This window comes from Phycisphaeraceae bacterium (assembly GCA_020639155.1).
In the GTDB taxonomy this organism is placed as follows: domain Bacteria; phylum Planctomycetota; class Phycisphaerae; order Phycisphaerales; family UBA1924; genus JACKHF01.
Window position 1 is genome coordinate 492,125 of record JACKHF010000002.1, and the last position, 11,440, is coordinate 503,564.

The following is an 11,440-nucleotide window of genomic DNA, read 5'->3' on the forward strand; positions in this document are numbered from 1 at the left end:
TCACGCCCCAAACCACACCCTTTCCATCGGAGCACCCATGGCACGCACCCCACGAAAAGCATCCACACGCAGAACCACAAAGAAGACCACAACCCGCAAAGCACGCGGCAGCGCGTCGCCCGCGAGCGCAGGATCAGCACGCTCGTCGGACCTCAACATCGATCTGCTCCGCAGACTCTGTGAGATGCCCGGCGTGCCCGGGCGCGAGGAACGCGTGCGCGAGTTGATCGAGTCCGAGATCGACGGGCTGTTTGACGAGGTTCGCACCGACGCAATGGGCAACCTCATCTGCACACGCAAATCGCGCAGCAAGTCATCGAAGAACCCCACGCGTGTGATGCTGCTGTGCCACATGGACGAGATCGGGTTCTACGTGTCGTCGATCGATGAGAATGGGTTCCTCTGGCTCAACAACGCGGGCGGGTTCGATCCGCGCAATCTGTTCTCGCGCCGCGTACTTGTGTGCACAAAGCACGGCGACTTCAAGGGTGTGATGAATCCCGGTGGACGACCGATCCACATCTCTGCACCGGAAGAACGCTCGAAGGTGCCGCAGGTCAAGGAGTTCTTTGTCGACATCGGCCGCGACGTGTCCGAGGTGACAAAGCTCGTGCAGGTGGGCGACTTTGTTGTGATGGACGAGCCGTTCATCGAGGTCGGCAAGAAGGTTGTTTCAAAGGCGCTCGACAACAGGTTCGCGTGCTGGATCGGGATCGAGTCTATCCGCAAACTGGTGAACTCGAAGAAATCGCACGCGTGCGAGATCGTCGTCGCGTTCACGACACAGGAAGAGGTTGGCTTGCGCGGCGCAAAGACGAGTTCATTCGCAGTTCAGCCAGATATTGGCCTTGGTCTTGACGTGACTCTGTCATGCGACACGCCCGGCGTTCCAGCGAGCGAAGCGGTGACGAAGCAGGGCTCGGGGTTCGGTCTGCACATCAAGGACGGATCGTTCATCGCGAATGCTGACCTTGTCGACGAGATCGAAGCGTGCGCCATCAAGCACAAGATCACGTACCAGCGGACGATCCTCGCAGCGGGTGGTCAGGATGGCGCAGCTGCGCAGCAGGCCGCGGCAGGTGCGCGCGCGGTTGGCATCACCTGTGGCACGCGGTATATCCACACAGTCACAGAGATGATCGATACACGCGATCTCGGCGCAGCACGTGACGTTGTGACTGCGTATCTCGCTGAGGTGAAGTAAGCGGACGAACCTGTGACATCAACTGGCGAGCACTATCACAGGTTGCCTTTTATGGGCGATCTGCGGTGCGTGATTCTTTCTTTGCCGTCCAGGATTCCTCAGCGGCCAGAGCGTTGTACTTGACGAAGCTCTCCACCTGCTGCTCGGTTGGCTCTGCTTCGAGCCACGCGCGATAGTACAGTCCAGCAAGAACCGATGCTGAGTCGCACATTCTCTTTGCGATAAACACTTTGCCAGGGTCCTGTTGGAGTTCCCCGGACTTTTCAAGATCGTATAACGGCTCGAGCGAGTCGAAGCTTCGTTCGATGAGCGCGAGTGTTGCTTCCCACACGCTGTCGCTGCGAATCGCTGCCATTGGGGTTCGATAGGTATCAAGTCCTGCAAGATTCAGCGCGTGCAACGCGACGACATCGTCATCGATATACCGATGGAACCCAGAATCAGTCGTGTATCCCTTCGGATTGTCGCCAACCCAGCCGTGGTGGTGGATTGTTGTGTGCAATGGCTGGCCAGCATCACCGACGAAGTGGCTGAGTTGTCCCATCTCGCGGAGCACGTTCGCACGCGCAGCTGCGAGTTGACGCTCGCGTGCAGGGTCGGCAAGCGTTTCCAGAATCCGCACGGTGTTCATTGACGACACCAGCTTCGCGTAGTGTTCCATGATGGCGTAGGGCAGGAAACCGATCTTCTCTGGATCGAAACTGATAACACCTCTGCGTTCTGTTCCGGCATCGTTACCGTGAGCGGTTGTTCGAATGAGTGCATCAACATACTGGTACCGCAGTCTCGGGAGTGTGCGCAGCGTCAGCTTGTGATCAGTGAGCAGTTCGAGATCAATGTAATGATCGCCGTTGTTCTCGTGTGCGAGTGCTGGTGTGCGTGTGCCGCGCCAGCGGTCCGGCTCGTTGGACTGGTACGCTGCGATCTCAACAGCATCAGGTTCTCGCAGCCATGCTGGCACGTCATCGGGCAGGAGCGCGATTGCCAGTCGAGTGATGGTGCGATGCCCGGGCGCTGACCATGCGAATGTCATCGCAAGTGGGGCGAGCGCAATAACCAAAACAAATACAGCTCGGAACGATCGTGTGCGATGCAGCATCGTGGAACTCCGTCATGGGGAACATCACAATATGGCTGCTGAAGCCTTGGAGCGAACTCAATCGCTTTACACAAACTTGACATAGCTCAAGCCAGACTGTGTAGTTATGCGCTCGCAGCGTACTGCACCTCGGAAGTCTCCATTGTTTGTTGCGTGATGCAGTCGTGCGATGGTGCGCGGCATCGGGTTTCAGCGTTGGTGTAGAGGAACCGCCAGTGCATCGCCATTGCGGTAAGCACCGCGACGTGCCAGAGTTCGTGCGAGCCGACAACACCCGGGATGAGCACGGGCCATCCAATGCCCATGATGATCGCGCCGATGGTGTATGCGACACCGCCGCCGAGCAGCAGCCGCAGTCTGTGCGTGCCGAGTCTTCGCCACAGCACAATGCCGGAGACGCCCGCCATCCATCCAAGGAACAGATACACCGCGGTGCCGAGCCCGAGTGGAAGCCGGCCATAGAAGATCGTGAACATGGTGATGCCCGTGATGGCAGCTGTCCACATCAACGCGAGCGGCACCCAGCGCGCTTTGCCCCTGAAGAACATGCCTTGCACCGGCGTGTGCGTGCCCGCGATCAGCGTGAAGATCGCCGCGTGATCGAGCCTGCCGAGCACGTCCCGCGCGGTGCTACCCTCGGTGAGCATGTGGTACACGCCGCTCATCGCCAGCAGGAACACGGTGCACACGACGTACACGAGCAGGAACCCGGTGTGCCCGCCAGCGCGATGCGCTTTGCGCACAAGCAGAAACCCGAGCACGGCGAACACGACCGCGCCAAGCAGATGGCTCAGCGCGCTGAAGGGTTCGAAGAATCCGGCGATGGGGTTGATGGGTTCCGTGGGTGGTGCAGACATGACGCGGAGCGTGCCATCCTTTCTGTGTTCTGTTCGAGTAGTGACTCGTTGGTATGACTACTCGTTGGAATCAGTGTAGCGGAGGATCTGGCATGCCCATGTCAGTCCGGCGCCAAAGGCCAGCAGCATGATGAGCTGACCCGGCTCGAACACGCCAGCGGATCGCGCGCGGTTGAGCGCGATTGGCACACTGGCTGCCGACGTGTTGCCCGTTTCTGCGATGTCGTTAACGACGCGGGGGACGGCGATTCCAACCTGCTCGGCAACGGCGGTGAGGATGCGCGCGTTGGCCTGATGCGGTATCACCCACGAGACGTCTGATGCCGACAGCCCCGTTGCGGCGAGCCCTTCGTGCGCGGCTTCGACCATTCTCCGCACGGCCTGCTTGAACACGCGTGTACCATCGAGTTGCAGGAAGTGCTGATGATCTGCAATGGTCTGGCTTGACGCGGGAGTGCGGCTGCCCCCCGCGGGGATCTGAATGAGATCGGCCTGCGAGCCGTCGCTGCGCACCTGCGAGTAGATCAGGTCCATCCTGCCATGATCGGCGATGACGCACGCGCCAGCGCCGTCGCCGAAGAGTACGCACGTGCGTCGATCTGTGTAGTCGGTTATGCGCGTCAGTGTCTCAGACCCGATCGCGAGCACACGCCGCGCCTGTCCGCTGCGCACGAATGCGCACGCGGTGTGGAGTGCGTACAGAAAACCTGAGCAGCCCGCGTTGATGTCCATCGCGCCGGCGTTCGACGCGCCCAGCGCGTTCTGGATAATGCACGCGCTCGATGGCACGGGAAGATCGGGCGTGGCGGTCGCGAGCAGGATCATGTCGATGTCGGCCGCGTCGATGTTCGCATCGTCCAATGCAGCGCGCGAGGCTTCGATCGCAAGATCGCTGGTGGCCTGTCCTGCACCAGCACGCCGCCGGCTGCTGATGCCTGTGCGCGACGTGATCCACGAATCGCTCGTATCGACAAGCGCTTCAAGGTCCTTGTTGGTGATCGTTGTTTCCGGCAGATAGTGCCCGAGCCCCGCGATCGACGCGAGAACTGGCGATGTGTCACGTGTCTGTATTGCGGAAGGCATGCCACGCACTGCTGGCTGAGGGGGGCGGGTTGTGCTCTCATGCACGGTCAACACATCCAATCCCGGCCTGCGAGGGCCGATCCATGCTGGCCCGGTCCCCGTGATTGGGTTGTGCGAGCGCGAGAACGCTCCTTCCGGTCCGGAGCATTGTATGGATCACGAGTCGCTGTTTACCTGTCGCTGGCGAGCGTGGAGATATTGCGAAGAACTCGCAAAGTGGATACTTGATTCGGTGGGTGTCAGGTGATTGAGGGTTTGAACGGCTCCAAAATCCCCCCTGAATCTTCAGAAAAGGGTTGGATAACGGCAAAAGTGAGAGCAAACGTGGCGACGTTTGCTCCAAACAGGGAGAGGTTTGCTCTAAACAAGGCGATGTTTACTCCAAACGTGACCCTGTTTACTCCGAAGATGGCCCGGTTTGCTTCAAAGCTGGACGTGTTTGCTCCAAACAGGATGATCATTGCTCTGAACGTGGACGTGTTTGCTTTGAAGTTGGACCGGTTTGGTCTGAAGATGGCGACCTTTGCTCCGAAGTTGGCACGGTTTGGTCTGCAACTGGACTGATTCGGAATGGAACCACAGAGGACGCGGAGGTTCGCAGAGCGGAGAAAAAGGGCAGGGCGTTAGGCGAGAGACTTCATTCTCGTCATCCCCGCGCAGGCGGGGATCCAGCAAGTTGAATCATGAACTACAAATGAGGATACTGGACAGAGAGCGTAGGGCAATTTCGATATTTACTGAACATTATGGAACTCGGACTTTGGTAAAGGTTCCACCCGACTCCAGAGCGAGTAGTTCTAAGTCACGGTCACTATTTGAGGATCCAATCGAGAAGCAATAGACTGGCACATTGTGAGAAATAGACACAGCCTCAATCCTTTCTATTGCATCTCGTGCCAATCCGCCATCAGTCGAAAGAATTATAGCGTTTGGCAATGGGTCCATGTTAAATGCGCTATCGAAGGATGTTTCAAACGAGAATAGATCTTTGGCACCTTGTTGTATTTTAGACGCAATGCGACGGCTGCTAAACTGATCTGTGCTGGTCCATTCAAGGGGTTTTATGATTCTTGATCCCCAATCATCAAACCAGTACACAGCGTATCCGATTTCCGGCTGAAGATTCTGGATTGTATTAATCAGTTCGGCATTCAGCATTTCAGATTTGTTTCGAGTTGTCATTGAATCAGATACATCGCAGATGAAAACTACTTTTGGCGCATCAATCTTGCAATCAAAGAATGTTATCTGACTTGCTAAAGGGCGCCCTACTCTGATCGCGCGAACTCTCGCCCTACTAAACCAATCATCGGCAACCGACTGTAGTTTGGGAACGCCTCGTCCGTCTTGGTACATGATGCCGAGCATGAACATGGCATCTGGATCCCCGATATCTGCAGCTCGTTGATACCAGCCTGCGGCAATCTCGTAACTTTGGGCAGCAGTGCCGCCTTTGTCATACAGTCGGCCTAACTGATACATTGATGGGGCATGATTAAAAGTCGCTGCTTTTTCAAACCAATCAATTGCGATTTGTGTGGATTGGTTATTCCGAATGGTAGCCTCAATAAACAAGAGACCTAGTCTGTACATGGATTCAACATGCTTGGCTTCGGCTGCAATTGTGTAGAGTTGCTTGGCTCGCTTTGGATCTTTGGGCAACCCGTCACCATAATGAAGCAGTGTTGCGAGTTGAAATGCTGCATCAATGTTGCCATTGTCGGCTGCTTGTTGATACCAAACTGCTGATTCGGCCTTGTCTACGATTGCTCCTTTTCCGTGCTCGAAGCAATTTGCTATGTCGAATAACACGGTCGAATCAGAAGTTGCGCTATGCCGCATTAATGCAATGAAACTATCTCGGTCAGCAAGAACTTCGCTTTCCCAGTATGTGATTCCAGACGATTCAAGTTCTTTAATCACATTTTGAAGAAGTGGATCGCTGTCAAAGCTGTGATTTGTTTGTTTTGTCATCGTGACTACTAGGGGAATGTTTGTTTTGTCTTGCGAATAGTGTGTAGCTAGTGCCGCAAGCCGCCAAATCTTGCCTGCGTCATTGCTGCTCAGGGCGGGATCATTGAGATATGGAGTGAGCTGGTATTGCAAAATATCGCGAGCTTTCTTTGCTTTGATCTCTTCATTTTCAATACTGCTGGTTCGTATAAGCAGTTTTTCTGCTCGTTCAGTGATTTCGGTAATATCTAAAGATGCTTGTTTTCCAAACGATGCTTGGGTAAGTGTAAATAGAAGTGCTGATATAGTAACGAATAGATAAGTACGCATTTAACACCCCATTTCGTAAGCTGACTCTCCACTGGCGAGAGAATGGCATTTACATCGTACAATAAAACACCAGTTAGTACTTCTCAGTATTTTCTCCGCGTCCTCTGCGGTTCATAATTACTGTCTCGACTGGGTCCCCGCCTGCGCGGGGATGACGCTTTGATCTGTTCGCATTATACAGAAAAACACAGAGCAGCACATCTCTGTGCATTCTCTGTGTTCCTCCGTGTCTTCTGTGGTTCAAACTTCCTACAGATTCCCGCGACGCTCCTGCTCGATCTCCAGTGCCTCGAACAGTGCCTTGAAGTTGCCCTTGCCGAACGACTGTGAGCCCCGGCGGCAGATGATCTCGAAGAACAGGGTCGGGCGGTCCTGGAGCGGCTTGGTGAAGAGCTGGAGCAGGTACCCCTCGTCGTCGGCGTCCACGAGGATGCCGAGGTCCTTGATCTTCGTGTGGTCTTCCTTCACAGCCTTGTGACCGTGCTGTGTGAGCATGGTGTTGACGCGATCCCAGACACGCTCGTAGTAGGTGTCCGGGAGTGAGAGGAAGTCCACGCCGCGTCGCCGGAGTTCTGCAACGGACGAAATCTCGTCGTCGGTGCGGAGCGCGAGATGCTGCACGCCGGGCGTCATGTTGTGCCACTCGAGGTATTCGAGGATCTGCGACTTCTTCTTGCCGGGCGCGGGCTCGTTGATGGGCATCTTGATGAGGTTGTTGCCCGATGCCATGACCTTTGACATCAGCGCGGAGTACTCGGTCGAGATGTCGGCATCATCGAAGTGCTTGAACATTTTGAACTCAAGCACGTCCTCGTAGAACTTCACCCAGTGGTTCATCTTGCCCTCTTCGACGTTGCCGACGAGGTGGTCGACGTACTTCAGGCCGCACGGGTTCTTCTTGTTCCACTCGTTGAGCGCGGTGACCTCGGAGCGTTTGAAGGTGGGCATGAACTCTGCGCCCTGCTTGATCTTAGGAAGCGCATACTCGCCCGTGCGCGACACAAATGTGTGGACGCAGCGCCCATAGGTCTTGATGGATGCAACAGTGACGGTGCCGCGAGAGTCTGTGATGACGCGCGGCTCAGCAGCGGACTGGGCACCGTTCTTGATCGCGCGCTCGTAGGCTGCGACCGCATCGTGGACGGTGAACGCGACGTCCTTCACGCCGTCGCCATAGAGCTTGACCTCTTCGGCGGCCGGATGACGATCGTGCAACGGTGTGGTGAGCATGAGACGGATGTTGCCCTGCGTGAGCAGGTAGTCGGCCTCATCGCGCGAGCCTGTGGTGAGGTCGGCGATCTGCTCGATCTGGAATCCGAAGGTGTTGGCGTAGAAGTACGCGGCCTGCTTGGCGTTGCCGACGTAGAACCGCACGTGATCGACATCGATGAGACTGAGCGGATCGGTGGAGGCTGACTTGACGGCGTTTGTTGGCGATGTTGATGCGGTTGTCATAGCAAATCCTCCAAAGACGGAACGCAAACGTGCCCGGATGGGCATCCATCAGAGCGTGCGAAACAACAACAGGATAGGAGCGATTTGAGGATATGTCAGTCCTCAAACCTGTCAGTGGTGGTACAGAGGGGCACTGAAAGTGTTTCAGACCATTGTCAGGCCGCCATCGACGCAGATGGTCTGGCCCGTGAGGAACCCTGCCTCATCGCTGGTTGCGTAGGCGACGGCTTCCGCAATGTCAGCGCCTGTGCCGAGCCTGCGGATGCTCATGAGATTCTTGACGCCGTCCTTCACCGCATCGGGGAGATTCGCGGTCATGTCGGTCTCGATGAATCCCGGTGCAATGACATTGCAGGTGATGCCCTTTGAGCCGATCTCTCGTGCGACCGTTTTGGTCAGCCCAACAAGCCCGCTCTTCGCAGCGGCGTAGTTCGCCTGTCCGGCGTTGCCAACGATGCCAGAGGTCGACGCGATATTGACGATGCGACCAAACTTGCCACGCATCATGGTGCGAGCAACCGCGCGCATGCCAACGAATGCGCTGGTCAGGTTGACGCGGATCACATCGTCCCATTCGTCGTCGCTCATGCGCAGGATGAGATTGTCGCGCGTGATGCCGGCGTTGTTGACGAGGATATCGATGCGACCCAGATCAACAGCGAGTTTCTCGAGTGCGCCAGCCCACGCGGCACGATCGCCAACATCGACAGCGAGTGCTGTTGCCTTGCCGCCGTTTGCGGTGATCTCTGACACAACGTCGTTGAGCGAACCCTCGCTGCGCGCCACACAAACCACATGACGATTACCGCCGCACGGATTCTTTGGATCTGCAAGACGCAGCGCGATGGACTTTCCGATGCCTCGGCTTGCGCCGGTAACAACAGCGACACGTTGATCAGCAGTGGTTTCTGACACGATATCTTCCTCGGGAGACGTGTTGGGAGGACTTCAGGATAGGCTGGAGAACTGCTGGGGTGTGCGAACGACAAACGCCCGCGGCATATAGCCCGGGCGTTGTGTGGTGAGTTTGATGTACTTGGGAAGCTTAGCCGTCGGCTGGGCCAGTGGGGACCTGGATCGGACCGCCTGGCGATGGGACGGACTTGCGCGGAGCATTCTCTTCGATCTGTTTCTGGAGATCTTCCGGGATCTGATCCCGCAACTCCTGCGGAATGCTTTCAAGTAAGTTGTCTATAGATGACGCGGTCGCATGAACAAACGCGTCCTTCCCGATGTTGTCCCATTGCGATGCGCGCGCACGCTGCTCGTCGATGGTGCCGTACCCGCTGAACTTCCACGTGCCAGTATCGTTGTACGCAGCCCAGCCGAGAAGATAGGACGAACCGGGTTCCTGCACAGCCAGAAGCAGTGCACCAGATGGCAGCTTTATATTGCCACCAAAGCTGGTTGGGATTGGCGCGCCGGGCACGCCGCCTTCATTGACCATGATGACACGAACCTGCTCGATTTTTCCAGTTTCGGCGTACCAGTCGTCAGTGTCGATGAGTTGGTCAAGGGTGCTTCCGTCAGGACGCTGCAAGAGACTGCGAAGTCCAGAGTCGTTCCCTCTTGCGATTGCATCAGCAAGTTCAATCGAGGCTTTGGCGAACGATTCATCAAGCACTTCCTGTTCGCCGGCGATCTTGACACGATTATCCGCGCCGATGGACTGGGCGACAGTCTGGACATTGAAGGTTGGCGGCGGTGGGGGCGGAGCATCATTTCGATTCGTCACGGGCGGAGGAGCCGGTTTCTTCTTCTCCTTGCAGCCGGTCATTCCAACGCAGAGAACACTCGACAGTCCGAGGATTGTCGCAACGCCAAGATACCGTGATGTGGCAAATCGCATGAAGAACACTCCGTTTCGACTGGTCGTGACTGTTGACCGCACGCACATTATACGGCAGATCGGGGTGAAATGTGCCAGATTCTGTACTCTGAGCTTTCCGTGGCAAGTGCGTCAAAGGTTGCAGAAAACCCCCGCAGTGACAGAACAGTGACGAAAGAGGGGTCAGTTTGGGCTTTCAGGCTCGTCGTGTGTCATGACTTTCACATCCCGGTTGATCCGTCTCATGAGCCCCATGAGTGTCTTGCCCGGCGCGAGTTCGTGCCAGTCGATGTGCTCCGCTGGCGAGGGATTGTCCTGCTCTCGTGGTCGATTGACAACGCTGGCAAGCCGCATGCACGAGTCAGACCATCTGACGGAACTGGTCAGTTGTCGGGCAAGGAGATCACGCGAAAGTTGGGCAGGATCAGTGGCGGCACGTCCCATGATCGGCCCTTTGGTCGAACCCGGATGTGCCTCAACATCAACATTGGCAAGCACGGTGCATTTGGGGATGCGAAATGTTGTCTGTGCGAGCGCATCTGAGAGTCGGTCTGCGGCAGGTTGCATCAATGGAGAGTGGAACGCGCCAGCGACTGTGAGCGGAGTCGCGCGGAGTTTCATCTCTGTTGCAACATCAACTGCGCGATCGCAGGCTGATTTGTGTCCACTGATGACGATCTGCCCGGGCGCATTGAAGTTTGCGCAGACAAGCACGTCGTCGACACGTGCTTTGTCGCACACTTCGAGCGCCTGCGCTTCGTCCGCGCCGATGAGCGCGACCATGCCTCCTTGTTGCTGCTCTGCAGCGTCCTGCATCGCCCGGCCGCGTAGGAGCACGAGTTCGAGCCCGGATTCGAAGTCGATCGCTCCCGCAATGTGCAGAGCGGTGTATTCGCCAAGGCTTAATCCCATCGCAGCGACAAGCGGTGTGCGCTCAAAGTCGGATCGTTCCATCAGTCCACGCCAGCACGCCACTGCACAGGTGTAGAGCGCGGGTTGCGACACATCGGTATGGTTGAGCACATCAGCAGGGCCTTCAAAGCACAATGTGCTGAGCTTTTCACCGAGACGATTTCCAACAATGCCATCTGCGAGGTCGAACACTGCCTTGGCATTCTGTGATTTTTCGCACCACATCTTCCCCATGCCGACAGCTTGCGCCCCCTGCCCAGGACAGAGCACAATCAATCCAGTAGCTACAGATGTGCTCGACGTGTTCGATGGATGTGTTGTTGTTTCGGTTGTCATGGCTGCCTCCCTGCGATGATGTCAGGCATCTTTTCAGCATCGTAGCTGATCATCGCAATTAGGGTCGGAATGCTGGATCTGTCAAGAAAGCTCACCCGGCAGCAGCGGCCGCTGCTGCGCCACCAGACGAAGCGCCGCCCAATGGGCTTCTGCCATCATCGGTGACGTAGCCGAGCACCACCTCGGGCATGGCAACATTGAGCATGTCCGCAACCTGATCTGCGGGCAGATTCACCTTGATCGTGACGTTCGATCCCCAGCCGCCGCCGTAGGTGAGAAAGATGTCCGTGCGCCCCGGCTTTACTTCGGCGACAACCTTCACATGCACCGGGTTGATCCAGTGCGTTTTTCCCTTGGTGTCTTCGAATCGGACGAGCATGTGA

Annotated in this window: 12 protein-coding genes; 3 read left to right on the forward strand and 9 right to left on the reverse strand. The window is 56.6% G+C overall.

All coding sequences use genetic code 11. The annotated features are described in order from the left end of the window. Window positions 1-37: 37 nt before the first annotated feature. Window positions 38-1,204: a M20/M25/M40 family metallo-hydrolase gene (locus H6815_12705; protein MCB9861302.1), complete on the forward strand. Its 1,167-nt coding sequence runs from the start codon at window positions 38-40 to the stop codon at window positions 1,202-1,204. Window positions 1,205-1,253: 49 nt separating this feature from the next. On the opposite strand, the gene H6815_12710 is transcribed toward H6815_12705, so the two are convergent. From H6815_12710 to H6815_12720, 3 genes are all read right to left on the reverse strand, one after another. After that, complete coding sequence (locus H6815_12710) at window positions 1,254-2,303, reverse strand: hypothetical protein (GenBank protein ID MCB9861303.1); 1,050 nt, start codon at window positions 2,301-2,303, stop codon at window positions 1,254-1,256. A 104-nt stretch (window positions 2,304-2,407) separates the two neighbouring features. After that, a complete protein-coding gene (locus H6815_12715; protein ID MCB9861304.1) occupies window positions 2,408-3,160 on the reverse strand; it encodes a hemolysin III family protein in 753 nt (250 codons plus the stop codon). Window positions 3,161-3,217: 57 nt separating this feature from the next. Next, window positions 3,218-4,243 (reverse strand): ketoacyl-ACP synthase III, encoded by a 1,026-nt coding sequence (locus H6815_12720; protein MCB9861305.1) that lies wholly within the window; start codon window positions 4,241-4,243, stop codon window positions 3,218-3,220. A gap of 31 nt (window positions 4,244-4,274) precedes the next feature. On the opposite strand from H6815_12720, the gene H6815_12725 reads away from it, so the two are divergent. After that, window positions 4,275-4,490, forward strand: coding sequence for a hypothetical protein (locus tag H6815_12725; protein MCB9861306.1), 216 nt, complete (start codon window positions 4,275-4,277; stop codon window positions 4,488-4,490). Window positions 4,491-4,567: 77 nt separating this feature from the next. After that, on the forward strand, window positions 4,568-4,807 hold the full coding sequence (locus tag H6815_12730) for a hypothetical protein (protein MCB9861307.1): 240 nt from the start codon (window positions 4,568-4,570) through the stop codon (window positions 4,805-4,807). A 180-nt stretch (window positions 4,808-4,987) separates the two neighbouring features. Here H6815_12730 and H6815_12735 read toward each other — a convergent pair whose 3' ends face one another. The 6 genes from H6815_12735 to H6815_12760 form a co-directional block, all read right to left on the reverse strand. Next, window positions 4,988-6,526 carry an SEL1-like repeat protein gene (locus H6815_12735; GenBank protein ID MCB9861308.1) on the reverse strand — a complete coding sequence of 513 codons (1,539 nt, stop codon included), beginning with the start codon at window positions 6,524-6,526 and terminating at the stop codon, window positions 4,988-4,990. A 249-nt stretch (window positions 6,527-6,775) separates the two neighbouring features. Continuing rightward, entirely contained in the window at window positions 6,776-7,981 is a 1,206-nt protein-coding gene (hppD, locus tag H6815_12740; protein ID MCB9861309.1) for a 4-hydroxyphenylpyruvate dioxygenase, read from the reverse strand. A 144-nt stretch (window positions 7,982-8,125) separates the two neighbouring features. Next, window positions 8,126-8,896 carry a 3-oxoacyl-ACP reductase FabG gene (gene fabG, locus H6815_12745; protein ID MCB9861310.1) on the reverse strand — a complete coding sequence of 257 codons (771 nt, stop codon included), beginning with the start codon at window positions 8,894-8,896 and terminating at the stop codon, window positions 8,126-8,128. Window positions 8,897-9,026: 130 nt separating this feature from the next. Next, entirely contained in the window at window positions 9,027-9,830 is an 804-nt protein-coding gene (locus H6815_12750; protein ID MCB9861311.1) for a hypothetical protein, read from the reverse strand. A gap of 162 nt (window positions 9,831-9,992) precedes the next feature. Beyond that, on the reverse strand, window positions 9,993-11,057 hold the full coding sequence (locus tag H6815_12755; GenBank protein ID MCB9861312.1) for an ACP S-malonyltransferase: 1,065 nt from the start codon (window positions 11,055-11,057) through the stop codon (window positions 9,993-9,995). 91 nt (window positions 11,058-11,148) lie between these two features. After that, a complete protein-coding gene (locus H6815_12760; protein ID MCB9861313.1) occupies window positions 11,149-11,436 on the reverse strand; it encodes a hypothetical protein in 288 nt (95 codons plus the stop codon). Window positions 11,437-11,440 lie beyond the last annotated feature (4 nt).